The organism is Mesorhizobium sp. M3A.F.Ca.ET.080.04.2.1, assembly GCF_003952525.1.
Lineage (GTDB): Bacteria > Pseudomonadota > Alphaproteobacteria > Rhizobiales > Rhizobiaceae > Mesorhizobium.
Genome location: NZ_CP034451.1, coordinates 2,113,049 through 2,137,046 on the forward strand (window position 1 = coordinate 2,113,049; position 23,998 = coordinate 2,137,046).

General features: G+C 63.7%; 28 protein-coding genes and 1 pseudogene. 6 read left to right on the forward strand and 23 right to left on the reverse strand.

Annotated features, from left to right (window positions below; genetic code table 11):
- Positions 1 to 44 precede the first annotated feature (44 nt).
- From EJ074_RS10160 to EJ074_RS10170, 3 genes are read left to right on the forward strand one after another with little or no spacing between them, the layout of a single operon-like run.
- Positions 45 to 323 (forward strand): hypothetical protein, encoded by a 279-nt coding sequence (locus EJ074_RS10160; protein ID WP_245454821.1) that lies wholly within the window; start codon positions 45 to 47, stop codon positions 321 to 323.
- The gene (locus tag EJ074_RS10165; protein ID WP_129553238.1) at positions 320 to 1,198 is read left to right on the forward strand and encodes a cytochrome c oxidase assembly protein; all 879 of its coding nucleotides are present in this window, start codon (positions 320 to 322) and stop codon (positions 1,196 to 1,198) included. Before EJ074_RS10160 ends, EJ074_RS10165 begins: the two co-directional genes overlap by 4 nt.
- Positions 1,179 to 1,595: a c-type cytochrome gene (locus tag EJ074_RS10170; protein WP_129553239.1), complete on the forward strand. Its 417-nt coding sequence runs from the start codon at positions 1,179 to 1,181 to the stop codon at positions 1,593 to 1,595. Before EJ074_RS10165 ends, EJ074_RS10170 begins: the two co-directional genes overlap by 20 nt.
- Here the strand turns inward: EJ074_RS10170 and EJ074_RS10175 are convergent, their stop codons facing one another.
- The 16 genes and pseudogenes from EJ074_RS10175 to EJ074_RS10250 all read right to left on the reverse strand — a co-directional run bounded on the left by EJ074_RS10175 (position 1,596) and on the right by EJ074_RS10250 (position 12,806).
- Positions 1,596 to 2,399 (reverse strand): ABC transporter permease, encoded by an 804-nt coding sequence (locus EJ074_RS10175; RefSeq protein WP_129553240.1) that lies wholly within the window; start codon positions 2,397 to 2,399, stop codon positions 1,596 to 1,598. It lies immediately after the preceding gene.
- Positions 2,396 to 3,121 carry an ABC transporter ATP-binding protein gene (locus tag EJ074_RS10180; RefSeq protein WP_129553241.1) on the reverse strand — a complete coding sequence of 242 codons (726 nt, stop codon included), beginning with the start codon at positions 3,119 to 3,121 and terminating at the stop codon, positions 2,396 to 2,398. The genes EJ074_RS10175 and EJ074_RS10180 overlap by 4 nt, the downstream gene beginning before the upstream one ends.
- Positions 3,118 to 4,080 (reverse strand): PQQ-dependent catabolism-associated beta-propeller protein, encoded by a 963-nt coding sequence (locus EJ074_RS10185; protein ID WP_129553242.1) that lies wholly within the window; start codon positions 4,078 to 4,080, stop codon positions 3,118 to 3,120. Before EJ074_RS10185 ends, EJ074_RS10180 begins: the two co-directional genes overlap by 4 nt.
- On the reverse strand, positions 4,068 to 5,243 hold the full coding sequence (locus tag EJ074_RS10190; RefSeq protein ID WP_129553243.1) for an ABC transporter substrate-binding protein: 1,176 nt from the start codon (positions 5,241 to 5,243) through the stop codon (positions 4,068 to 4,070). Before EJ074_RS10190 ends, EJ074_RS10185 begins: the two co-directional genes overlap by 13 nt.
- Positions 5,240 to 5,929, reverse strand: a complete 690-nt coding sequence (locus EJ074_RS10195) for an ATP-binding cassette domain-containing protein (RefSeq protein WP_129553244.1) — start codon at positions 5,927 to 5,929, stop codon at positions 5,240 to 5,242. The genes EJ074_RS10190 and EJ074_RS10195 overlap by 4 nt, the downstream gene beginning before the upstream one ends.
- Positions 5,917 to 6,684 (reverse strand): ABC transporter permease, encoded by a 768-nt coding sequence (locus EJ074_RS10200; protein WP_129553245.1) that lies wholly within the window; start codon positions 6,682 to 6,684, stop codon positions 5,917 to 5,919. The genes EJ074_RS10195 and EJ074_RS10200 overlap by 13 nt, the downstream gene beginning before the upstream one ends.
- A gap of 11 nt (positions 6,685 to 6,695) precedes the next feature.
- A complete protein-coding gene (locus EJ074_RS10205; RefSeq protein ID WP_129553246.1) occupies positions 6,696 to 7,724 on the reverse strand; it encodes an ABC transporter substrate-binding protein in 1,029 nt (342 codons plus the stop codon).
- 73 nt (positions 7,725 to 7,797) lie between these two features.
- Positions 7,798 to 8,052, reverse strand: coding sequence for a hypothetical protein (locus EJ074_RS30160; RefSeq protein WP_245454868.1), 255 nt, complete (start codon positions 8,050 to 8,052; stop codon positions 7,798 to 7,800).
- Positions 7,964 to 8,293, reverse strand: a pseudogene (locus EJ074_RS10210) (DUF892 family protein); the annotation flags it as partial. The pseudogene EJ074_RS10210 and the gene EJ074_RS30160, both read right to left, overlap by 89 nt.
- 129 nt (positions 8,294 to 8,422) lie before the next feature.
- A complete protein-coding gene (locus EJ074_RS10215; RefSeq protein ID WP_129553247.1) occupies positions 8,423 to 9,256 on the reverse strand; it encodes a DUF3618 domain-containing protein in 834 nt (277 codons plus the stop codon).
- Entirely contained in the window at positions 9,253 to 9,645 is a 393-nt protein-coding gene (locus EJ074_RS10220; protein ID WP_095807959.1) for a phage holin family protein, read from the reverse strand. The genes EJ074_RS10215 and EJ074_RS10220 overlap by 4 nt, the downstream gene beginning before the upstream one ends.
- Positions 9,642 to 10,361, reverse strand: coding sequence for a hypothetical protein (locus EJ074_RS10225; protein WP_245454822.1), 720 nt, complete (start codon positions 10,359 to 10,361; stop codon positions 9,642 to 9,644). Before EJ074_RS10225 ends, EJ074_RS10220 begins: the two co-directional genes overlap by 4 nt.
- Before the next feature lie 45 nt (positions 10,362 to 10,406).
- Positions 10,407 to 10,748: a hypothetical protein gene (locus tag EJ074_RS10235; protein ID WP_129553249.1), complete on the reverse strand. Its 342-nt coding sequence runs from the start codon at positions 10,746 to 10,748 to the stop codon at positions 10,407 to 10,409.
- Positions 10,749 to 10,750: 2 nt separating this feature from the next.
- On the reverse strand, positions 10,751 to 11,110 hold the full coding sequence (locus tag EJ074_RS10240) for a hypothetical protein (RefSeq protein ID WP_129553250.1): 360 nt from the start codon (positions 11,108 to 11,110) through the stop codon (positions 10,751 to 10,753).
- Positions 11,110 to 12,330, reverse strand: coding sequence for an Nramp family divalent metal transporter (locus tag EJ074_RS10245; RefSeq protein WP_129553251.1), 1,221 nt, complete (start codon positions 12,328 to 12,330; stop codon positions 11,110 to 11,112). Before EJ074_RS10245 ends, EJ074_RS10240 begins: the two co-directional genes overlap by 1 nt.
- Complete coding sequence (locus EJ074_RS10250; protein WP_129553252.1) at positions 12,327 to 12,806, reverse strand: hypothetical protein; 480 nt, start codon at positions 12,804 to 12,806, stop codon at positions 12,327 to 12,329. The genes EJ074_RS10245 and EJ074_RS10250 overlap by 4 nt, the downstream gene beginning before the upstream one ends.
- A 247-nt stretch (positions 12,807 to 13,053) precedes the next feature.
- On the opposite strand from EJ074_RS10250, the gene EJ074_RS10255 reads away from it, so the two are divergent.
- Entirely contained in the window at positions 13,054 to 14,094 is a 1,041-nt protein-coding gene (locus EJ074_RS10255; protein ID WP_129553253.1) for an aminopeptidase, read from the forward strand.
- Between the two features lie 331 nt (positions 14,095 to 14,425).
- Positions 14,426 to 15,682: an ABC transporter substrate-binding protein gene (locus EJ074_RS10260; protein WP_129553254.1), complete on the forward strand. Its 1,257-nt coding sequence runs from the start codon at positions 14,426 to 14,428 to the stop codon at positions 15,680 to 15,682.
- 156 nt (positions 15,683 to 15,838) lie between these two features.
- Here EJ074_RS10260 and EJ074_RS10265 read toward each other — a convergent pair whose 3' ends face one another.
- The 5 genes from EJ074_RS10265 to EJ074_RS10285 all read right to left on the reverse strand — a co-directional run bounded on the left by EJ074_RS10265 (position 15,839) and on the right by EJ074_RS10285 (position 20,645).
- Complete coding sequence (locus EJ074_RS10265) at positions 15,839 to 16,600, reverse strand: glucose 1-dehydrogenase (protein ID WP_129553255.1); 762 nt, start codon at positions 16,598 to 16,600, stop codon at positions 15,839 to 15,841.
- A gap of 11 nt (positions 16,601 to 16,611) precedes the next feature.
- Entirely contained in the window at positions 16,612 to 17,424 is an 813-nt protein-coding gene (locus EJ074_RS10270) for an ABC transporter permease (protein ID WP_129553256.1), read from the reverse strand.
- Positions 17,424 to 18,287 (reverse strand): ABC transporter permease, encoded by an 864-nt coding sequence (locus tag EJ074_RS10275; RefSeq protein WP_129553257.1) that lies wholly within the window; start codon positions 18,285 to 18,287, stop codon positions 17,424 to 17,426. The genes EJ074_RS10270 and EJ074_RS10275 overlap by 1 nt, the downstream gene beginning before the upstream one ends.
- 77 nt (positions 18,288 to 18,364) lie before the next feature.
- The gene (locus EJ074_RS10280) at positions 18,365 to 19,528 is read right to left on the reverse strand and encodes a spermidine/putrescine ABC transporter substrate-binding protein (protein WP_129553258.1); all 1,164 of its coding nucleotides are present in this window, start codon (positions 19,526 to 19,528) and stop codon (positions 18,365 to 18,367) included.
- Positions 19,509 to 20,645 (reverse strand): ABC transporter ATP-binding protein, encoded by a 1,137-nt coding sequence (locus EJ074_RS10285; RefSeq protein WP_129553259.1) that lies wholly within the window; start codon positions 20,643 to 20,645, stop codon positions 19,509 to 19,511. The genes EJ074_RS10280 and EJ074_RS10285 overlap by 20 nt, the downstream gene beginning before the upstream one ends.
- 118 nt (positions 20,646 to 20,763) lie before the next feature.
- Between EJ074_RS10285 and EJ074_RS10290 the strand changes: the two genes are divergently transcribed.
- Positions 20,764 to 21,576 (forward strand): LuxR C-terminal-related transcriptional regulator, encoded by an 813-nt coding sequence (locus EJ074_RS10290; protein ID WP_245454823.1) that lies wholly within the window; start codon positions 20,764 to 20,766, stop codon positions 21,574 to 21,576.
- Positions 21,577 to 22,275: 699 nt separating this feature from the next.
- On the opposite strand, the gene EJ074_RS10295 is transcribed toward EJ074_RS10290, so the two are convergent.
- Both EJ074_RS10295 and EJ074_RS10300 read right to left on the reverse strand, forming a co-directional pair.
- The gene (locus EJ074_RS10295) at positions 22,276 to 22,581 is read right to left on the reverse strand and encodes an antibiotic biosynthesis monooxygenase (RefSeq protein WP_095809020.1); all 306 of its coding nucleotides are present in this window, start codon (positions 22,579 to 22,581) and stop codon (positions 22,276 to 22,278) included.
- 51 nt (positions 22,582 to 22,632) lie between these two features.
- Positions 22,633 to 23,709 carry a class I SAM-dependent methyltransferase gene (locus EJ074_RS10300; RefSeq protein ID WP_129553261.1) on the reverse strand — a complete coding sequence of 359 codons (1,077 nt, stop codon included), beginning with the start codon at positions 23,707 to 23,709 and terminating at the stop codon, positions 22,633 to 22,635.
- Positions 23,710 to 23,998: the final 289 nt, after the last annotated feature.

The following is a 23,998-nucleotide window of genomic DNA, read 5'->3' on the forward strand; positions in this document are numbered from 1 at the left end:
GCATATCCTGGGCTGGGCTCCTGTCCGGCCCGTTGGCATGGGCCGTGTCGACGCAGCTGAACTACGCCCTGGTGCCCTGGCAGTGCAATCGCCAGGTGCCGGTCGTGCTTCCCGTGGCGCTGTTGCTCGTCCTGCTCTCGCTTCTCGGAGGTGCGCTGTCGTGGCAGGCGAAGCGCCGGGGCGGCGCTGCCTTCAAACCGGAGCGCACGCGCAGCACCGAGGATTTCGTCGCCGATCTCGGCATGTTTTCGGCGTCGCTGTTTGCTCTCGTCATCGTCATGCAGGGCAGCGCCGCGCTTATTCTCGACGAGTGCCTGCGATGAGCTTCGACGCGTTCTTCTCGACCTCGATCTGCTATGGTGCCGGCGCGCCCGAGGTCGGATGGACGATCGCGCTTCCCATAACTTTTCCGCTTGCCGCGATTGCGCTCCTCTATGCGATGGGCGCGGTCCGGCTGTGGCGCCGCAGCGCCCAGGGCAGGCCTCTGCGGACACGGCAGGCGCTGTTGTTCGCTGCAGGCTGGGCTGTGCTGACGGGAACGCTCGTCAGCCCGATCCACGCCTTGGGCGAACGAATATTCACTGCGCATATGGCCGAGCATGAACTGCTGATGGCGGTCGCCGCGCCGCTGCTGGTCGCCGCCTGCCCGGCCGCCGTGCTGATCTGGGCTTTGCCCGCCGCCCTTCGGCGGGGCATGCGAAAGTTCACGCGCGGCAGCGTGCTGCAGGCTCTCTGGAGGTTTGCCAGCCGTCCCCTCAACGCGACAATCATCCACGGCATTGCAATCTGGATCTGGCACATCCCCGTCCTGTTCGAGGCTGCCCTGCGGCACGGCGTGCCGCACTATGCGCAGCATGCGAGCTTCCTCGGCACCGCCCTGCTTTTCTGGTGGGTGCTTCTGCCGCGCCTCGGCCGCCAGCAGGCCTATGGCAGCGCGGTCATGCATCTGTTCTTCACTTCGCTGCATACCGGCCTGCTCGGCGTTCTGCTGCTGCTGTCGCCGAAACTCTGGTATCCGCAGAACGCGGCGGGCGCTGGATTATGGAACCTGAGCCCGCTCGAAGACCAGCAGCTTGCCGGGCTGGTGATGTGGGTTCCGGCCGGGCTGGTCTATGGCGGGGCCGCCTTGCTGCTCGCCGGGCTGTGGATCCGGACGAGCGCAACAAGGGAGGCGAGAGATGCACTCCGCGCTGTCTAGGCTTGTTGCCGGGGCCAGCGCCGCTCTTGTCCTGCTGGTTGCGATCATCTCCGGGATGACCTTGTGGTCCGACCGAAGCGATCGCGTCAGGCACGAGGCGGACGTCGCTACAGGCGGCGTTGGGGAGCGCGCCATTCCGATCATGACGGCGAATGGCTGCTCCGGCTGTCATACGATCAGTGGCGTTGCGGGCGCGCAAGGCCAGGTCGGTCCGCGCCTCGACGCAAGCCTGGCAGGCCGGGTCTACATTGGCGGCGTGATGGCGAACAATCCGCAAAACATGATCCGCTGGATACGTTCGGCCCGGGAGATCAATCCGCACACCGCCATGCCCTCGACGAAAATCACGGAGCAGCAGGCGCGCGACATCGCGGCCTATCTCTACGCCTTGAAGTGATCAGCTTGCAGAGCGCCGGGACCAGAGGCCGCGGCCTGGATCATAGCCGATCACAGCTGTCAGGAAGAAAAGACCGAGGCAGCCAAGGACGATGAGTGCGGAAACCGGATCGAAGCGCAGGTAGAGCGCGAAGCGGATCAGTTCGACCGCCGAACTGAACGGATTCCAGGCGGCAACGGTTGCCAGCACCGGCCCAGCTTCGGCCAAGCGCCAGATCGGATAGAGCGCCGTCGAGGCGAAGAACATCGGGAAGATGACGAAGTTCATGACGCCGGCGAAGTTCTCCATCTGGGTCGATATTGAGGAGATAAGCAGGCCGAATGCGCCGAGCATCAGCCCCGACAACACAAGCGCCGGAAAAACCGCGAGATAGCCGAGGACCGGCGGCCGCACGTCCCAGTAGCGCGCGATGAGCAGGAAGAGATAGACCAGCGGCAGGCCGACAATGACGCTGGCCAGCAGGCGCGCGGCAAGCAGGTACCAGCGCGGCAGCGGTGCCGTCAGCAGCAGGCGCATGCTGCCCATCTCGCGGTCGTAGACCATCGCCAGCGAACTTGCCATGGCATGGAAGAGCAGCATCATCGCAGCCAGTCCGGGCACGACGTAAACCTCGTAGAGGACATAGGTTTGATAGGGCGGCGTGATCGACAGGCCGAGCACCGAGCGGAAGCCGGCGGCGAAGATCACCAGCCAGACAAGCGGCCGCACCATCGCCGAAAGCAGCCGGCCGCGCTGCCGCAGCGTGCGCAGCATTTCCCTGCGCAGGATGCCATCGAGCGCCCGCAATGCGTGGTCCGTCTTCATGGCGATTCCGTCAGCAAGTCGAATGCCTCCGCGATGCCGGCGACCCCGAAATCGGCGGCGATCCGATCGCCACGGCCGGCCCAGCGCACCGTGCCTTGGTGGAGAACCACGACATCGTCATCGGCCGCCACCTCTTCGAGAAAATGCGTCGCCCACAGCACCGCGATGCCACGCTCCCGGCAAAGCGCGCGCACGTGGCGCTCGAGCGCGCGCCGGCCCGGCAGGTCGAGCCCGGTGGTCGGCTCGTCGAGCAGCAGGAGGCGCGGCTTGTGCATCAAAGCACGCGCGATCTCGACCCGCCGCCGCTGCCCGCCTGAAAGCACCCGGGCCGGGTCGTCGATCCTGTCCAGCACCTCCAGACGGCCGAGTTCCTCGACAGAGCGCTCGTGGCTCACCGTCTTGGTAAGCCCGTGGAGGGCGGCGTGGTAGCGCAGATTTTCGCCTACCGTCAGATCGAGATCGAGCGTCTGCAGCTGGAAGACGACACCCATTCGCGCAAGCGCGGCGGCCGGATTGGCGTCCATCGCGTGATCGAAGACGCGCACCGAACCGGCACGGGCGTGATAAAGGCCGGTGATCAGCGAGAACAGCGTCGTCTTGCCGGCGCCATTGCGTCCGAGCAGGACGCACATCCTGCCCTCCGCTACCGAGAATGACACGCCGTCGAGAACTCGTCTGTTCCCGAAGCTGTGACCCAGATTGGCGACCGACAAAGCGTTCATGGCCCGATCACGACTCCCCACGGGCCGCGCCCCACCGGCAGCGATTTCACCACCTCCTGGTTCTCCAGATCGATGAACGAGATGTCGCCGGAATTGCCGTTGGCGCTGATCAGCCGCTTCTGATCATCGGAGAGCGCGACGTGCCACGGCCGCTGGCCGACGAGATAGAGGCGGCGGACCGCGAGCGTTTTGGCGTCGACCTCGGCAACTCTGTTGGCGGGTCCGAGCGCCACATAGGCGCTCGCCCCATCGCGGGACATTTCGATGCCGACCACCTGCACGCCTTCGCGTCGGATGCCCGGCACCTCAAACCGTATCTTGCCGGTTTGTTCGCGTGTCGCCGTGTCGAACACGGTGACCGTGCCGCGGATCTCGGACGAGACCCACAATTGCTTGGCGTCGGGCGAGAACGCTGCCGCGCGCGGCCGCGTGTCGACCAGCAGATTGTCGACGAGTTCAAGCGTGCCGGCGTCGATCAGATGCAGCATGCTGGTGGTTTCGGAGGTGCAGGCGACGTAGCGGCCATCGGCGCTGACCGCCATGCCTTCAGGCTCGACGCCGACATCGACGGTGCCGACGATCTTGGCAGCCGCGATGTCCACCACCGAGACCAGATTGTCGTTCTCGTTGGCGACGAACAGCCGCTTGCCGTCCGGATGGACAACGAAGAATTCCGGATCGGTTCCCGAAGGGAGTTGGCCGACCACCTGTCGTTTGGCGAGGTCGACGACGTCGATGCGGTTGTCATCGCCTTCGGCGACAAACAGCTCCTTCCCGTCGACCGAGAGCGCCATCCCGCGCGGGCGCCGGCCGACGTCGATCGTCGCCGACAGCGTCATGCTGGCTCCATCCACCACTGCCACGGTGTTGTCCTGCTCGTTGGACACATAGATGGTCTCGGCCGCGCTGGGACCAGCAAGAGCGAAGGTCGCCAGGAGAAGCGCGGTCAGAACTTGCATTCGCTTTCCTCGCGATCGATGCCCAGCGTGTCGAGCGGCGTGCGCTGATGCAAAAAGCCAGGCTGAGGCGAACTGGAGACGAGCAGTCGCGAGCCGGCGATAAGAATGGGCTGGCGCATCTGGCCGTCCCACGGACGGAAGCTCAATCCCTGTCCTTTGAAGCCGGCGAGGAGGAGATCATCGCTGCGCAGATATTTGCCGATCGCGACCGGATCGAGACCGTGCAGGCGGGTGGCCGCCTCGCCGATGCTGCGCATCGCGAGCCAGGCGGCGTAGTCGCTGGGGCGCATCCAGCGCCCGGCCTGCCTGCGGAAGCGATCCTGCAATTGCCTGGCGCCCCACTCTTCGTTGACCGGACTCCAGCCGGTCGCGACCAGGCCCTGCGTGCCGACGATGATCCGCGGCAAGGCCGTGCGGCCTTCGAGGTACGCGCCGAATTCGTCAGCCTCGTCGGCGACGACGAGCACGTCATAGTCACCAACCTGCGTGGCGGCGGGAATCTCGGTCTGCAATGTGACGTGCCCGGTGTCGGCTCGTCCGTTGGCCGGCCGGAATGTCCAGGTCTGCTCGGTCGAGATCTCGGCGCCGAAACGCGTCGCCGCCCGACGAAACGCGGCCGCCATCGCCTGATCCTCGGGATGTGGCCCGACGAGCAGGAACCAATGCTGCCAGCGCTTCCAGACCAGATATTGCGCCAGGCCGTCGGCAAGCATGGCACGGCTCGGAATGGTGTGCAGCACATTGCTGCGGCAGTCCTCCTGGCGCAGGCGGTCGTCGGGAGCGCGGCTGTTGAAAAGCGTCATCCGCTCCGCGCCGGGCGAGGCGCTCGCCTGCAGAAGCCGGTCGGCATCGAGATCGGCGACGACGAAGCTGATGTCTGCGCCGGCAAAGTCCTTGATCGCACCGGCCGGCGCCTCGCCCGGTTTCAATATCCGCTCCTGGAGGCGGAAATGCTGGCCAAGGAAGCGGCCGGTGCTGTCATCATCGGCAATGCCGAGCCGCGCACCCTGCAGGCCATCATCACTCACGTCCTCGTCGAGCGGCCCCAGCGGCAAAGCTGCTTTGCGCTGCTCGCCGAGATAGCCGATCGTCATCGTCTGGCGCTGCGCCAAGCCGGGGACTGCCATAGCAAGCAGCATGAGAACAGTCAGCGCCAGCCTCATCCGACACTGCCCCCCTGCCCCGCCCGCGGCGGCGCCGATCCATGGCTTCGGGCGATCGCGACATCGCGCGTAATGCCGGCCGGCGAGCCTTCGAGAACGACGACGCGGTCGGCCAGCGCCGATGCGTGCGCCAGATCGTGGGTGACCAGCAGAGTGGTCGGCCGCCGCTTTGCAAAGATACCGCCGAGAAGCAGGCGCATCGCTTCCGCCGTTGTCTCGTCGAGCGAAGCGAATGGCTCGTCCAGCAGCAGCAGCGCCGGCTCGACGGCAAGGGCGCGCGCAAGCGCCACACGCCGCGCCATGCCTCCCGACAGGCGCTGCGGATGGTCTTCCCCGTGATCTTCTAAGCCGACAGCCGCGAGCCATCGCGGTGCCTCATGCTCTCGTCCCGGGATTGCCAGCTCAATGTTCCGCAAGGCGGTCAGCCAGGGCAGCAGCCTCGGGGTCTGAAACATCATGCCGACCGGCAGCGCACGACCGCTTATGGTCCCGCCGAATCCACGGTCGATGCCCGATACGATCGACAGCAGCGTCGACTTGCCGACGCCGGACGGCCCGGCAAGGACGCAGACTTGCCCCTCCGGCACATCCAGCGCGAAATCTCGGAAGATCGCGCGGCGCTTGCGGCCGCCCTGGGTCGGAAAGGCCTTCGCCTCGATCCTGATCTCCAGCATCAGCGCTGCCATCCGGTCAAGCGGCGCTCCATCTGCGCCAGCAGGCCATATTCAAGCGCCAGCATGACCATGCCGAAGCTGATGGCGTAAGCCATGATGCGCGGCACATCGAAGTTCTGGAAGTAGACCTGCAACTGGAAGCCGACCCCGTTCGAGCGGCCAAGCAGTTCGGCGAGAAGCACGATCTTCCAGGTCAGCGCCAGGCCACTGCGCAAAGCCACCATGAAGAATGGCGCCAGTTGCGGCAGCACGACATGGCGCAACATGGTCGCATGGCCGAAGCGGTAGATCTCGGCCATCTCGGCCAGGTCCTTGTCCAGCCGGCTGGCGCCTTCTCGGATCGTCACCGCCACGTTCGGGATCTTGTTGAGCGCAACCGCCAGAACCAGCGCTGTCTCAATGAGCCCGAGCCAGACATAGATCAGGATCACGGTGACCAGCGCCGGCACGTTGAGGAACAGAACGATCCAGGGCTTCAGCCAGAGGTCGGCGCCTTGCGAGCGGCCAGCGGCGTAACCCAGCGCCGCGCCGACCACCATGGCGATACTCAGGCTTACCGCGACCCGCGCGAGCGAGATGCCGAGGTGGAACGCCAGATCACCGCGCCAAGCTTCGTTGAGGAGAACCGCGACAACCTCCGCCGGGCCTGGAAACAGACGGCTGGCGACGATCGCCGACACGGCCTGCCAGACGAAAAGCATCGCGAACATCGCCGCGGCCGACCGCCAACGCTGGCTATCTACGGAAGCGGCTGAGATGTCGGTCATGGTGTTGAGCCTCAGGCGGGTATTGTCCAGAAAACGCCGGGATCGAGGCTCTTTGCCTTGCCGACCAAAGCTTCGCCGCCGAGGTCGGCCAGGATCGAAAAAAGACGCGCCGCGCCGTCCCGTTCCTCCTTGCCGAAGCGATGCGGGATTCCGTCCCGGTAGGCATTGCGCAGCGCGGCCTGCAGGCGTGGATCTTCGGTCCCAAGCCGGGGCGCCAGGAGCTGCCATTCCTCGTCCGAAGTAGCGAGCAAGGATTTGGCGGCCTTGGTGACGTTGATGAAGTTGGCGAGCGTCTTCGGGTTTGCGCGCGCCCAGCTCTCATTGAAGACGTAGCCCAGCATCGGCAATTCGGCCGGGGCGCCCAGCCCCTGCAGCATCTGCGCAACACTCAGCAGCCGCCGCGCGCCTTTGACCTCCAGCCGGGCCGCGAAGTTCCAGAACGTCAGCACCGCGTCCAGCCGCCCCGCCAGGAATTCCTGCTCCAGCAGTGGCGGCGCGCCGAACACCGGCTGCACGCGCTCGGCCATGTCATGTCCTGTCTGACGAAGGCTGAGCGCTCGCAACAGGACCCAGCTCTTGTCGAGCGGACCGCCAGCAATGCCGAGTCTCTTTCGGTCGAGTTCCGACAGGCCGCGCACGGACGAGCCGGCGGGCAGTTCCAGCGCGCCAACGGCGCGCGAATAGGGAAGGAAAGCAAGATCGGCGCCTTCGCTGCGCTGGCGCGCGGCCCAGACCCAGTCCGTGACGACGACGTCGACACTGCCGGCGAGCAGTGCGGTCTTGCCGGCCTCCGGGCCAGCCAGTTCTCGCGCCTCGATCGTAACCCCGTTCGAGGTATCCAGCCGATGGCGGCGGACCACGTCCAGCTCCCAGGCGGCGGTGCCGAAGCCAAGGACGCCAAAGCGAACAATTGCCGATTGGGCTGCGGCAACCGTGCCGAGCAGGAGCGAGGCAGACAGTCCCGCAAGCAGCGCGCGTCGCGAAACACAAGCGCGAACAGCTTGGGTCGCCGGCTCTTGTTGGACATTCGAGATCAGCACGAGCGCTCCGGACGCGACTGAACGCTCCCAACCTTTTTGGGCCAGGAATGTTCCTGGATTGCTCGCAAAACGGTCAGGTCCGGCAATGGTGACGTCGTGGCGCCGTCGCATGTCTCTTGAGCGTCGAGGCGGGCTCCTTAGCGCTTTGCGCTCTCGCGATCGGCATCAGCCCGCCCCAGGAACGTCTCCGTGACCTTCGGCAGGTTGATCTTGAGCCACTCAGCCATCGCTTCCTCTTCGCGCAGTTTCTGCTCGCAGACGCGAGCGACCTCGGCTCGCCAGCGGTGCGAGCCGCAGCGATGAGAGTGGTGCAGGAAGCGATCTCCATATGTTCGAACGTGTAGCTGGCCAGAGACCCCTTCATCGTCGCCGGCGAATATGCCGCTGATCGACTGCGCCATCGCAGTCAGCTTGCCGCCTGCATCCTTGATCATGGAGGACCCCTCGCCGAGACGGTCGAGGCTGATCTTCAACCGCCTGGTCTGTTCCGTGGTTTCTTCCAGGTGACCGCGAATCCGCTCCTTGAGTTCGGGCCAGCGATCGAGCCGGCTCAGTTGGCCGGACAGCATCGTCTCCGCTTGTCCCTAAGCCATCGGATGATCCATTCGCGCGCTTGCGGCATTGGTCATCTCCTGGATTGGTGCTTGTCCGAACCGCAGACAGTTCGACTTTTCTTGAAGGCGGTTATTGAACAGCGGCTACGTTTTTTGGGGAGGCGGCTCCGAATTGGAAAACCGCTCCCGCACTGCTTCGTCGGCTTTGTCGGCGGCGGACCTGACAACCTCGCTAACCTTGTCCGCCAGCGTGCCTTCGCCCGACGCCTGCCGCCCAGCTTCGTCGCTGGCTGTCCGATAGGCTTCGGCTGCAACCTCCTTTGCCGCGTCGAGGCCTTCTTCGAGCGTGGCTTCGGCGGTGTCGCGAAGCTTTTCGCGGTAGCCGCCCAGTTGCTCGTCTTCGACCGCTGTATGGGGCAGCATCACGCCTATCGCGGTTCCCACCGCGAGACCGACCGCTGCTGCGGCCAACGGCTGGTTCTGGAGCAGTTCCTGCGCCGAGCGACTGGCTCTCGCCGCCATGTCGCTGGTGACTGAGCCTGCTCCTGCAACAGAACTCGCAACTGATTCCGAGGCACTGCTGGCCATGCCCGAGATCGTGTCGGCTGCTCCGCTGGCAGCAGCGGTGACCGATCCGGCCGCATCAGAAATCATGCCGCCGACGCCGGATCCGGAGGCGCCTTCAGGCTGGCCCGGATTGCGGGGGGCTGCATAGCCGGTGCTTGCAGCCGAGGGGCCGCTGCCCAACATCAGCCAGGCAAGACCCGCGCCGACCACGGCAAGCGGCAAGGGATTGTCGCGCATTTGAGCCTTCAGGTTGCGGAGCATCTGCGAGTCCCCGCCCGCGAACAGCCCGGTAAACTCGTCGAACAGCTGTCCTGGAGTCATCTTGTCGCGAATGGAGTCGGCGGTATCCACCACCCTTGCCCGCGCGGCTTCGGCCTCGCGTTCGAGTTCGGCTGCAGATTTGTCGCTCATCTCGCTTGCTCCTTGATCATGGCGGCGTCGCGTCTCAGTTGTTCCTCGGTGCGGTCGGGCGTCAGTTCGGACGGCGCCATGCTTGCCATGCCGGTCCGCATCAGGATGACACCCAGCCCCGCGACCACCACCCCGACGAGCAGAGAGGACCATCCGGCGCCGAGCCCCAAGCGGGTCAAGGCAATGACCAGCGCTTGCAACAGCACCATCAGCGCGGCGAGCAGGCATATCGCGCCACCCAGCACTTCGACGGCACCGGCTCCAGCCTTGCTGGCCTTCTCTGAGATTTCGGCCCGCAGGAGCCTGGCTTCCGTTCGGACGAGCGTGCTCACCTGCTGGGCCAGATCGCCGATCAGCGTGGCGAGGCTTGGATTGTCCTGAGTGCTCATCTCTTCAGCTCCGCTGCCTTGCTGGGGAAGCCACCGTCGGAGCCCCAGGAGGATGGGGACTTGTCCCGGGGCCGGCCTGGTTCCACACGTGTCTGCGCCGAATTGCCGGGGCCGGTTGCGGCCCGGGTCGAGCCGTCTGCCTCGGGCGGCGAAGCCTTTATGAATCGCCCGAGTGCCAGCCCGGCCAACACCGACCCGGCGATCAGCGTTCCAGGATTTTGCCGACCGAAGGATTGCATGTCCTCAAGCACCTGCCCGAAAGGCTTCTGTTTCAAGGAGGACGAAAGCCCTTCCAATCCGCCGGCGGCTTCGAGCATGAACTTTGACGCCGCGTTTTGGTCATTGTTGGCGAGATGTTCGCTTGCGGCGCGCAAGGCGCCGCCGAACGCCGCCAGGCTCGACCCGATGTCGCGCTGCGTTTCCTCCGCCTTTTCGGACAGGGCGTGCTTGGCTTCCGAGGCATAGTCGCCTGCCCTGCGGGCAGCCTCGTCACGCGCATCGTGAAGCACCTCTGCGGCGCTCTGGGTTTCTTGCTGAAGACGATCGGAAATTTCGCTCTTCGCCCGGGCGAAGTCGGCGGGCTCGCGGCCCTTATCATTGTCACGCTGCATGGTGCCTCCTAGTGAAAGCCGAGGAAAGAGAGCACCGCGAGCACGACGACGACGAGACCGATGAAATAGATGACACTGTTCATGGCGCAGGCTCCTCCATGGCAATCCAACTCCACGCAGGCTGCGATGTTCCCTTCGATGAGCAGCTTTTTAGCGGGCAGCTTTTGGCCGGGGATCGGTGGCCTTGAAGCCTGCAAGCTCCTGATCGTCGCAAAGCAATCTGGGATGTGCGGGATCGGAAATATCGAGCTTGTCCCAGGGTATGCGGTAGAGGCCTTGGCGGCGGCGCAGCGCAAAGAAATCCAGCAACGCAGTGCCTAACATCGAGGCGGACAGACGTTCGAAAGCGGCGAAGATGCCTACGTGGAATTCCGTGACGACGAGATCCTCGCCATCCGCCTCCGCGATGATCTCCTCGAGGCGGCCGATGCTCTTGCCGCTTTGCGAGAGGACGCGGCGACCGGCCAGAAGCTCGAGGTTTACATTCGCCATCCTCAGGCTCCCGGGATTCGACCGACAAGGTGATCGCGCAGCCAGTCCTGCCAGGCAAAGATTCTGGTCCGGCGCACGTCGATGTCGAATTCTATGTCGACGCCGATGTCGCGCACCTTGCGCCAGGCGATGCGGTGCGGGCGAGCGTACCGCTTCCCGCGCAGCCTTGCCGTGAGCCGTGCGGCCCATTGCCCTGGTCTCGCGCCAAGCCGACGAGCCAGCGCGATCGATCCAAGTTCGACGGCGACGATCCTCGGCGGTTTGCCTTGCCTCAGTTCGGCGACTAAGCTGTCGACCTTGCCGATCTTGACCTGCTCGCGGTCGACGACCTGTTTATCCAGAATGTCGCGAAGCAGTTGCATCAAGTGCCTCCCAAAATCTGCAGCGGAATGCTCACAACGGCCAGGACGAAGCCGAGCGCGATGATGAAGATCACGGCTGCGTTCGACACGATGCCGTTGCGATGCTTGCCGACATAGCGCTCGTCATTGAGCAGGAAGAGGAATGGGACCACCGTCAGCGGCAGGCTGGCCGCCGTGAGTGCCATCGAGAAGATGGTGAGCTTCAGCGGGTCGAGACCGAGCGCTATCGGGACGGCGGCAAGGAACAGCGTCAGCGTGTAGACCAAGCTGAATCCCGGATCTTCTCGCGGCTTGAGGTTCTCGCCCCAGGTCCAGCCAAAGCCCTGCGCGACGAGATAGGCCTGCTGGAGGCCAACTTCGAGCGCCGCACCAAAGCAGGCTATGCCCAGCGAGGCGACGAAGAGGACGAAGCCCCAGAAGCCGAAGATGGGAATCAGCATCAGCGGGAGCTGGTTGTAGTCGTCCACCCGGTTGACGCCATGTGCGCCGAGCGCAAGCGCAGCCACGATCAGCACGCCGACAGAAATCGTTCCGCCGAAGCTCATGCCGAGACAGGCAATGGCCCGATTGGTGCCGAGATAGCTCTTGTCCCATTGATCCTCGATCGCGCCCGAGGAATAGAACATGAAGAGGTAGGGCGATATCGAAGCGCCGAGAATGCTGACGACCATGAACCAGTAGTTCGGCCCATCATGATGCGGCAGGCTGGGCACGGCGCCGGCGGCAAGCTGTTTCCAATCCGGGTCGAGCATCACCGCCGCGACCACGAAGCAGAGGGTGACCAGACCCAGCATCGAGACCCCCTTCTCGATGAGGCCGAATGTGCCCTTCCACAACAGCAGCCAAGCGACGAAGGCCACCGGCAGCGCCCACCACTGAAAGCCGATCCCTGTGGCAAGCTCGGCGGCAATGGCAACGCCGCCTATCTCCGCCGACAGAACCAGAAAATTGACCAGCAAGACTGCAAGCAGCGGCCAAAGGAAAGCGTTGAAGCCGAAGCGTTCGCGGATACCGTCGGCGATCGTGTGGTGACTGACGGCGGCGAAGCGGCCGGCCATTTCGACGAGAAAGATGATGCAGATGGTTCCCAACAGGATCGCCCACACCAGTTGGAAGCCGAACAAGGCACCGGCCTGCGCAGCCGTCGCCATGGAGCCGACCTCCAGGAAGCCGCCAACGCTGGTGACGATGCCAAGCGAAATTTCAAGGAGCTTCTTCATCGTTGCGGCGCGAAATACGCCGCGTAGGCCTCGCCGAGCCTCGGTTGGGCGGCTTGAAGGTCCTGCCGTGCCTGGCCGGCCTGTGCCCGTTCGTCGGCGCCGACCGCGGTTCCGGCCCGGCCCGCGGCCTCCGACAGGCGTCTCATCGCCGCCGTTAGATCGGTTGGCTGGGTAGCATCAGGGGAACTGATCGACCTCACTTGTCGATCGCACTCTCCGAGCGTCTCGGCGAAGGATTGCAAGGCGGCCTTTGCGTAGGGGGACGGCGCCGCGCCCGCAATCCAGGCGTCGGTCACCAGCACAGCGGACTGGGCTGTCGAGGCGGCAAGCTTGGATTGCTCGTCGATGGTTTCGGACGATGAGCAGGATGCGAGTGCCGCCAGCGGCAGGGCAAGACGGATCGCCCGAGCAACGCCACCCCATACCTTGCCCTCGTCGCGACCGCCAGGAACCATCAAGATAAAAGCGGTTGCCACCTGGAAAGTTCCGCCGTCAGGGGGAACGGCGCGAGGGCCAGATTGCAGCCGCTAATCTGGCATCTTCGAGAGGAGCGCGGCATCCCGCGTGGGGCAGCATTTGCCAATCCTGCCGAAGTCGAAAGTCGGACCCGCTGCCCCGCCAGACCTTGACGAAAATTCCTGCGCCTGTTTGAGAGCGGGGATTAAGACATTTGCTCCAGGGGAGATGAGCAGCGGTGGGCAGGCTGTGAAGCGCGTTCTTCGAATGCTTGCCGCGGTGCTGGTGGCCTGCGGAGTGGCCGGCTGCACCAGCATCTCCTACTACGCGCAGTCGTTGGAGGGTCATGCGCAGATCATGGCCGCGCGAAGGAATGTCGGGAAGTTGATCCATGACCCTTCGACGCCTAAAGCTTTGCGCACCAAGTTGACGTCGGCCAGCGCCATACGACGGTTTGCGACCGATGAACTGGCACTGCCCGAAAACAACAGCTACCGCAGCTATGTCGACATCGGTCGGGACGCTGTGACCTGGGCCGTTTTTGCCGCGCCGCAATTCTCGCTCGCGCCACGAACATGGTGCTTTCCGGTTTTCGGCTGCGTTCCGTACCGGGGTTACTTTGCTCGCAAATCCGCGGCTGAAAGCGCCGTCGAGCTTCATAGACAGGGGTTGGACGTCTATGTCACGGGCGTCACCGCTTATTCCACACTGGGCTGGTCCAGCGACCCGCTGCTAAGCACCATGCTCCGTCAGGACGACACGTATCTTGCAAGCCTTATCTTTCATGAACTGGCGCATCAGCGCATCTATGTCGATGACGATTCCGCGTTCAACGAGGCGTTCGCTGTTGCCGTTGAAACCACCGGCGTCAGGAAATGGCTCCGCGCAGCCGGCGATCGCGCCGGATTGCGCCGCTACGAAGCCGATCGCAAGCGCAGGGCCGATTTTCTCGGACTGGTGTCGAATACTCGGGACGAGTTGAGGCAGGTCTATGAAAGTTCCCGTAGCCCGGAGCGGATGGCGGCTGCGAAAGCGGCGACGATCGAAAAGCTGCGGATCCGCTACCGGCACATGCGCGACAAGCAGTGGGCCGGATACCGGGGATACGACGCCTGGTTCGAGGCGCCGATCAACAACGCAAAGCTCGCCGCGACTGCTGTCTACGGCGAACAGGTTCCGGCGTTTCTTCGTTTGTTCGACTTGTGCTCCGGGGACTATCCAAGGTTCTACGCTTCTGTTCGACGGATCGCGGATTTGCACAAGCCTTCCCGTGCTGCAGCGCTCAGGGCTGCAGATACATGTGATTGACATGAACCAGCAAGGATGGGCAGCGGCGCTTTGCTGCCGCTGTCGGTGCGGACATTGAAACCGCCGCCGGGCAGCGGCTCGACAAATCGCGGGTTGATGACCCCACAGTCCTTCTTGTCGTCGCAGCATTCATAGCCGGTGACCGGATCATGGTAACCGGTGTACCAGTTGTGAGCGACGGCGAGCGAGATCAACAGACCTTCATTGTCCGCTCTCACCTGCATATCCCGGCTTCGCAAAATGCTATAGTCGCCCTCGGGACACGTGACGCGAATGCGTGCCACCACCCTGCAGAACGATTATCGACGCCCAAAAGACCGACAACGTGGAGATGCGACGAACCCAGCCAGCGGAGGATTGCACCGTGAGACCTGGATCAAGCGCAGAACATACAGACAGCACTGAATCTCTTGATGATCATCGACCGATAAGTCGCCGGGATGCGCTCAAGGCAGCAGGCCTGGCCGGAGCTGCCGCGCTGTCAACAGGCGCCGTATCGGTCTGCGCCCATGCAGCGGCCGCCGATCCGATGCAAAACCTGGTCGCAGCGGCCAGAGCGGAAGGGCAGCTTGCCGTCATGGGATTGCCGCGCGACTGGTGCGGATACGGCGCCATCATAGATGGTTTCAAGGCCAGATACGGTCTTACGGTCAAAGAACTTCGACCCAGTGCCAGCTCAGCCGATCAGATTGAGGCGATCAAGGCCGGGCGAGCCAAGGCCGACTACCAGATCCCGGATGTAATCGAGGTCGGCGTGTCGTTCGCCTCATCGGCAAAACAGGAAGGCCTGTTGCTGCCGTACAAAGTCTCAAAGTGGGAGACAATCCCGGGAGGCGCCAAAGATGCGCAAGCGCATTGGTATGGCGGCTACTATGGAGCCATCGCCTTCGAGATCAACGCTGACCTCGTCGCCAAGATCCCGCAGGATTGGTCGGATCTTGCTGCGCCGGAGTATCGAAACTCGGTTGGACTCGCCGGCAACGTCTCTTCAAATCAAGCAATCCAGAGCATCTTGGCGGCGGGCTTGTCCGGAACAAAGGGCAATGCGGATGAAGCCGCCGCTCAGGGGCTGAAGTTCTTCGCCGATCTCAATGAGAAAGGCAATTTCGTGCCCGTAATCGGGGATTCCAACTCGCTTGTTCAGGGCCGCACGCCGATCCTGATTCGCTGGGATTACCTTGCGCTCGCCGACCGCGACCGCCTTGGCGGGACAGCGAGGATCGAAGTCGTCAGGCCAAGGACCGGCTTCACCGCGGGTCTCTATGTCCAGGCGATCAGCGCCGGTGCTCAGCATCCGAACGCTGCGCGGCTTTGGATGGAATACCTTTACTCAGACGAGGTGCAGCTCGCATGGTTGAAAGGCCAATGTTATCCGATCCGGATCGCAGACCTCGTTCGCAATGGATCGGTCCCAATCGATTGGCGCGGGAGGCTCCAACATCCCGATATCCACGATCCAGACAAGATATTTCCGACGCTCGAGGACCAGGAGAGGGCGAGGGACGTCATAACCAACGGCTGGGACGAGATTGTCGGCGTCAGGGTGCGTTGCCTGCCCGACAAGGGGTACGATGGCCCGGTATCCTGATGCCGGCGACGCCAATCCGCGGCGAAGCCGCAAGCTACGTGCCGATCGGCCAGCCGGCCCAAGGTCGCCGCCAGCGCAGGTAGACGATAGCGGCGCTCCACCCGATCGTGCACCGAATTCCTGCTTACCGCCCGAGAGATCAAAGCGAGCCAGCGCTCAGCCGATGCTCTCTCCACCATCGACGACCAGCGCCTGGCCAGTCATGAAGGAAGAGCGATCGGAGACGAGGAACAGTATGGCTTCGGCGATCTCCTCAGCGCTTGCCCAGCGCCCCATCGGAATTTTCATCCGCACGTAACGTTCGATAGCGTCGCGCCCGCCCATCTGGGCAATGAACGGCTCATTGAACGGCGTGTCGACCCAGCCGGGGCAAAGCGCGTTGACCCGCACATTATACTTTGCGTAATCGAGCGACATCTGTCTCGTCATCGCCACCACTGCGTGTTTGGAGGTGGCATAAGCGATCATCTCGCGGTCGTAGAAGACGCCCGAATTCGAGGCGGTGTTGAGGATGACGCCGCCGCCCTGCGCGATCATCGCCGGCATGACCGCCTTGGCCGCGAGGAACTGGGCCCGCACATTGATGCGCCACGAGGCATCCATGCCGTCGGTGCTGACTTGGGTCAGCGTGCCGCCGACCTGGATGCCGGCATGGCTGTGCAAGATATCGATCCGGCCATGCCTGCCGAGCGTTCCCGCGATCAGCTCCTCCACCGCCCTGTCGTCGCCGACATCGGTGCCGACAGCTTCGGCGCGGCCGCCGGCATCGCGAATGCCGGACGCGGTGGCTTCGCCCGCAATGAGGTCCCGGTCGGCGACCACGACGACCGCCCCTTCGCTTGCCATGATTGTGGCGCCGGCGCGTCCGATGCCCGAGCCAGCTCCGGTCACCACGGCGATACGATCTTTGAGAATCATGGATGTGTCTTTCAAGGCGATGGTTTTCGTCGGCCGAGTTGCCATTGCGCGAGCAGGACGAGCAGCACCGACGCGGCTAGCACGATCGTCGCGACGGCGTTGATCTCCGGCGTCACGCCGCGCCGGATGGAAGCAAAGACATAGATCGGCAAGGTCGTCTGCGCGCCAGCCACGAAGAAGGCGACGATGAAGTCGTCGAAAGAGAAGGTGAAGGCGAGCAGGAAGCCCGCGATCACGGCGGGCATGATCTGCGGCAGCACGATGGCGCGGAACGTCGTCAGCGGCGTAGCGTAAAGATCGCTCGACGCCTCGACCAGATTGCGGTCGAGGCTGCTCAGCCGCGTGCCGACGATCATCGTCACGAGCGCCATCGAGAACAGGCCGTGCGCGGCGATGATCGAACCATAGCCGAGAGAAAGCCGCGGCGGCTGGTCGGCCGGCCATAGCGAAGCGAGGAACGGATTGACGACGGCAAAGAGCTGTACCAGAGCGACCAGTGTCGAGATGCCGATCACGACCCCCGGAACGACGATCGCGGCACCCAGCAGCGCCTCGAACAGCGCCCGCGTGCGCGCTCCGACACGCTGCAGCCCGAGCGCCGCGGCGGTGCCACAGAAGGCCGCAAGCAGAGCGCTGGTCGTGGCGATGATCAGGCTGTTCTTCAGCGCCTCGACCAGGAACGGGTTGGACAGCGCCTTGCCGTACCATTGCGTCGAGAAGCCGGTGAACTCGCTGGCGTGATGGCCGGCGTTGAAGGAGAACAGCACGACCAGTGCGATCGGCAGATAGAGGAAGGCGAAAACGGCGACGACGAAGGCTCGCATCAGATCAAGTCCACGCGGCGGGCGCCGGAGAGCCGGGTCGAGATGCGGTTGGCAAGGATCAGCACCACCACCGAGACCAGCACCAGCGTGATGGCGATGGCCGAACCGAACGGCCAGTTGCGCGACTGCAGGAAGAGGTCGACCAGGGCGTTGCCGATGAAGAACACCTTGCCGCCGCCGAGTAGGGTCGGGATCAGATATTCACCGAGCAGCAGGATCATCACCAGCGAGAAGCCGGTCATCACGCCCGGAAGCGACAGCCTCAGCGTCACGCCGATGAATGTCGACAAGGGCGTCGCGCCGAGATCGGCGGACGCCTCCAGCAGCCGACGATCCAGCCGCTCCAGACTGACATAGATCGGCAGGATCATCAGCGGCAGGTAGCCGTAGACGATCCCGAGCAGCACTGCCCCCGGCGTGTTGATCAGCCGCAGATCCTCGATCCCGACATAAGCAAGCAGGGCCGGAATGCCGCGCCCGCCAAGGATGTACAGCCAGGCATAGGTGCGCATCAAAAGGCTCGTCCAGAACGGGATGACGATCAGGGCGAGCAGGATCAGCCGCCAGCGCTGCGGCGCGCGCAGCGCAAGATAATAGGCGACGGGGTAGGCGACGAGCAGGCAGCCCAGCGCACCGACCGGCGCCAGCACCATCGTGTTCCAGAACGCGTTCGCCCGCGCCGGCAGATTTGCATATTGCGCGAATGTGAGCGCGGCCTGGTAGCCGCCTTCCGGCGCCCGCTCGCCGACACTGAAGATGGCGATGGCAATGAAGGGCAGCACCAGGAAGACAATCAGCCACAGCGCTGCTGGAGCAAGCAGCAGCGCCGTCACCAGATTTTTGCGAAAACGAGTACCGCGCATCGAGAAAGCCGTTTCGGCACCGGCGGACGAACATCCGCCGGTCAATTTGTCTGGATCGGACTTGACGCCGGTCCGGCTCAAGCCGACTTGAAGCGCGCCATCAGCTCGGCGCGGCCCGGATCGGTCAGTGTCGCCGCGGCGCCGAACTCGAGCGGCTTCAGAAGATCGGCGGCCGGATAGAGGATCGGATTGTCGAGCACCTCCTTCGGCAGCAGCGCATTGACCCGCGCGTCGATCGAGGGGGCACCATTGGCCAGATGCTCCTTCACAGCGATCTTCGGGTTCATCAGGTAGTTGAGCAGCGCGTATCCGGCGGGCTTGTTGGGCGCATCCTTCGGGATGGCGTAGAAGTCGGTCCAGATCTCGCCGCCTTCCTTGCCGAGCACATAGGCAATCTCGGCAATGTCGCGATGGAGCTGCGCGCCGTCATTGGTCCAGCACATCGTCATCCAGGCGTCGCCGGAGCGCATCGACGGCTGGTAGTCGCTCGACACCGCGAACAGATGCGGTTTGACCTTGAGCAGCAATTCCTCTGCCTTGGCGAGCTCGTCCTGCTTCAGCGAGTTGAAGGAATAGCCATAGTATTTCAGCGCGTTGCCGATGGTGGTCAGCTGGTAGTCATGCACCATTGTGCGGCCGTCGCCTTCGACCATGGCCGTGTCCCAGAACTCCTTCCAGCTCGACATCGGCTTGGCGAGCTTCTTGGTGTTGACGGCAAAGCCGGTCGTGCCCCAGTTCTTCGGCACGGCGTAGATCGTGCCATCGATCGTGCCTTCGGCCGTGAAGCGCGCATCTTCCTGCGAACCGTCGAAATTGCCTAGCTTGGCCATATCCAGCGCTTCGATGATGCCGAGCTTCTTGTAGGTCGAAATGGTGTAGTTGGTCGGCACGAAAAGGCTCCAGCCCGAACCGCCGGCCTGCAGCTTGGCCAGCATTTCCTCGTTCGATCCGAAGACGTTGACCTCGACGGCGACGCCGATCTCAGCCTTGAAGCTCTCGAACGTCGCCGGATCGTGGTAGTTCGGCCAGGTGGCGATCGACATGCGATCGCCAAGGCTCTCGGCAGCAAAGGCGGGCGCCGGCATGATGCCGAGCTCGCGCGCCATTACCGCCGTGGCGACGCCAAGGCCGGTAAGGCCCAGGAAGTCGCGCCGGCTGATCGAGCCGCGCTTCAGGCGCATCAATTGGTCGACGAATTTTTCAGGGCTTATCGGCAGTCCGTCACGATAGGATTTCGACATGTTGGTCTTCCCTCTGGTTGGTCCCGTTGTTCTTGGGCTGCGGAAACGCCAGCGGCGCTTCGGCGGCAAAGCCGATGGCGACGGGTTCGCCCCGCTTGAAGAGATTGCCCCTGCCCATCACATGATCGGCCTTGGCGAGCAGCGACCCGATGCCCGACACCTCGATCGCGTATTCCGCGGTCGAGCCGAGGAATATGCGGTTGCGGACGACGCCTTGCAGGCTGCCCCTGCCGGGTGCTGAAAGGCTCAGCGATTCCGGCCGCAGGCTGACGGAAACGGCCTCGCCACGGCTGAGCGGCACCCGCTTGCGCGCCGCAATCACCGTGCCGTCGTCGAGCGCGACATCGACGAGGTCGCCGCAGAGCCCCGTCACCTTGCCCCTGAGCAGATTGGTCTTGCCAACGAAATCCGCAACGAACAGATCGGCCGGCTCGTCATAGATCTCGCTCGGCTGGCCCAGTTGCACCACACGGCCGCCATTCATGACGCAAACGAAGTCGCTCATCGACAGCGCTTCCTCCTGGTCGTGGGTGACCAGAACGAAGGTGATGCCGATCTCGCGCTGCAGGTTCTGCAGCTCGATCTGCATGTCGGTGCGCAGCTTCTTGTCGAGCGCCGCCAGCGGCTCATCGAGAAGAAGCACCGCCGGCTTGTTGACCAGCGCCCGGGCGAGCGCGACGCGCTGCTGCTGGCCGCCGGAAAGCTCGTGAATCTTGCGGCGCCCGTAACCGGATAGCTGCACCATGGCCAACGCCTCGCCCGCCTTCCGGGCGATGTCGCGGGAGGACAGCCGCGGCCTCGCCTGACGCAGCCCGTAGGAGATGTTCTCCTCGACATCGAGATGCGGGAACAGCGCGTATTGCTGGAACACCATGTTGACCGGGCGCCGATAGGGCGGCGTTCCAGCCATGTCGCGGCCGCGGATCAGCACCTGGCCCTCGCTCGGCTGCTCGAAGCCGCCGATCATGCGCAGACAAGTCGTCTTGCCGCAGCCGGAGGGTCCGAGCAGCGCCACGAAGGCGGAAGGCGGGATGGCAAGGTCGATACCGCTCACCGCGGTGACGGCGCCGTAGCGCTTGGTGACCGCGCGGAACTCGATATCGGGCACTGCAGTCAAGCCACGGGCTCCAGCGACAGCGTGAGGCAATGTCACGACGCTAGCAGAGCCAATGCTGGCTAGTATATACCTCCCAGGTGGTATATTTAGCCGATTTTATCGTTTAGAGGGGTATGGATTGGCCACCTCCCGCAGTGACGACTACAATGCGCTCGCCGCCGTGATCGCCGCGGCGCGTGAGACCGGCGGCGACCATTTCGGCAAGGCGATCGTCGGCTGGCTACGCGGTCATGTCCGCTTCGACCACTGCGTGATCTTCGGCTATCGGGGTGCCGCGCGGCCGCCGCTGCTGTTCGAGACCTTCTCGCCGGCCGAAAGCCATGTGTTCGTCGCGCTCTATCAGGAAGGGCCCTATCTGCTCGACCCCTTCCATCACGCCGCGGTCGAGCGCAAGGAGGGTTTCTGGCGCATGCGCGAGTTGGCACCGGACCGCTTCTATGCCAGCGAATACCACCGTTCCTATTACAGCCAGACCCGGCTCGCCGAGGAGGTCGGCTTCTTCGTTCCGCTGGCCGGCAAGGATGCGCTGGTGCTGTCGCTGATGCGCCAGCGCGCCTCGGGGCCGTTCGGCACCGCCGACGCCAGGCTGCTGCGCGACATGGCGCCGGCGGTGATTGGTTTCTGCAGGCTGCGCTGGCCGGCCCTGCCTGCTGACGAGATTGCGATCCCATCGCCGGGCGAGATCGTTGCGCCAGCCAGCGAACTCGATCGCGCGCATATCTGGAAAAGCCTTTCGCTGACCTCGCGCGAAAAGCAGGTCGTTGACCTGGTGCTTCAGGGCCACTCGACTGAATCGATCGCCAGGGCGCTTAGGATCGTGCCCGGGACCGTCAAGGTCCACCGCCGCAACATCTACCGCAAGCTCAAGATCAAGTCGCAGGCGGGCCTCTTCGGGCGCTTCGTCGAGATCATCGACGCGCGCATCGGCTGACCAGGGCTTATGGCAATGTGGGACGTGCCGATCGGTCAGCTTGCTGGCGAGCTGGCCGCGCCACATGCGATTGCCATGCCGCATCACCTCGAGCCGGACCCGATGTGGTCGGCATACGGAACGGTGAGACCATGCCGGGCGCGCGCGCAGACAAAGGCCGCCGATCTCAATGGTTCCTCCAATCACACTTCCTGGTTCCGACAGACCCAGTGAAATCACGCACAAGAGGTGACGAATGCCCGCGGCATGGCTAAACCCATGCAAAGCCTGGGATGGCAGGCTTTACTCCCACTCAATTGTCTTTAACCCAGTTAGGTCATTGATCTAGCTGGGTTTTTCCTTGCCTACGGTACCGAAAGCCGACGCATGGCCCGCCAAAAACTTACGGTGTTGATTTTAAAGGGAAATTTTCGGCGGAAAAATTTTCGAGGTTTCGTGAACTATCGAGATCAATCGGGCCTTTTGACCTTCCCACTGCACCGAAACGTATGCGCCCATTGCGTTCAAAAGTACCGTCAGGGTGCCGAAGCCGGCCGCAACATAACGCGATGCTTGAGCCCTCGCAAACTCGATCATTCGACTGCCGAAAAGGGACCGAAAGCGGACCTTCCGCTTTCGGCTTGGTCAAAAGGAAGCCGGACTTTGCGTCCCGCGTGGTGCCGCCGCAGAGTCTCTGCGGGGCGGTCACACGACGTCGCTTCAACCGTTTGTCTTGATGTCGGCGACGACCGTGCCCGAGACGGGGTCTGTCACGCCGAGGTTGCCACCGAGATCTTCCAGCAGATCGCGGATGGTGTCGAGCAGGCCGATCATCTGCGGTCGTGCCGCCGCCAGGCTATCTATGTCCTCCCATTCGCCGACGACGCAGAAGGTCCGCTCACTAGTCCTGACCAGCGCGGCCTTGCGAAAGCCCTTGGCGTCAAGCTTCGCCTTTTTGTGCGCGTCGATGAAGGCCTCTTCTTTGCCAGGCCTGGTGCGGAATCGGACGACGTTGTAAGCAGCCATATCTTCCTCCTGTTGGCATTTTGAACTGTATGACGAGCTTTCGGCCCGCCCTCATGGACGTGCCTCGAGAACCATGTTGAACGGCGTCTCGGTGGCGCGGCGGAACCGCTTGAACCCGCCGCCCGCCACGACCTTGCGCAGCCTCGCTTCGCCGGCTTGGGCGCCGAGCCCGAGTCCGACTTCCTGGGATAGCGATGCGGGCGTGCAGATGAAAGTGGAGGCGGCGTAGTAGATGCGGCCAACCGGGTTGAGGTTGGCCGAAAGCTGGTCGTGCGCGAAAGGCTCGACAATCATCCAAGTGCCATCTGGCTTCAGCGCCTTGTGGACATGTCTGGCCGCGCCTTCCGGATCGCCCATGTCGTGTAGGCAGTCGAAGAAGGCAACGAGATCGTAGGTGCCGGGGAAATCCTTGGCCGGCGCCACCTGGAAGCGTGTGTTCCCGGCGACACCTGCTTCCTTGGCGGCGACGCGCGCCCGTTCGATGGAAGGGGCATGGTAGTCGAAGCCGACGAAACGGGAGTTTGGAAACGCTTTGGCCATCAGCACGGTCGAGGCGCCATGCCCGCATCCGACATCAGCGACGTCTATGCCCCGCTCCAGCTTCTCGACTACACCGTCGAGCGCCGGCAGCCAGGAACCGATCAGGTTGGCGTTGTAGCCCGGCCGGAAGAAGCGTTCCGTGCCGCGGAACAAGCAGGCACTGTGATCGTGCCATCCCAAACCCTTGCCGGAGCGGAAGGCCTGACGCACCTTCTCCTCGTCGAGCCACAGCGTTGAGACAACCTCAAACGCGCCGGCCATGAAGGCCGGGCTATCCTCATTAACGAAGACCTGCTCTTGCTCGGGGCTCAGGTAGAAGCTGTCGCCGGCCTCGTCATATTCGACATAGCCGGCTGCGGCCTGCGCCGAGAGCCATTCGCGCACCAGCCGTTCCTGCGTCCCGGTCCGTTTGGCGAGCTGTCGTGCGGTCATCTTGCCACCTTCGCTCAACGCCGCAAACAGGCCCAGCCTGTCGCCCAGCAGCACGGCGGCACCGGTGGTGATGGCGCCGAGATCGCCGACCATCTTGCCGAGGAGTGCCTCCAGCTTTTCCTGATCGGGTTGCGTCTCCTTATTGCGTTCTAGCATCGGCTTTCTCCTCCGGCTCGATCCCAAACACTTGCCATGGGCGACAAGCCAGTTTTCCTTCCGGGAAGGCCTCGCCATGACATTCTGTTGTTCGATCCGTAGCGACTGACCGTTACAGGTTCACAGCAACGTGACCGCCTCTGGGACTTCGCGGTGAGAGCAGGACTTCCAACCCCGAGATACGAGCACGAACGCGCTAGCTCAGGAAACTCCGGCTGGCGTGGCGCTCTGTGCCAGTGAACTGGACACCGCGGACTTCAAAACATGGGTTTCATCGAAGTCCGCGAGC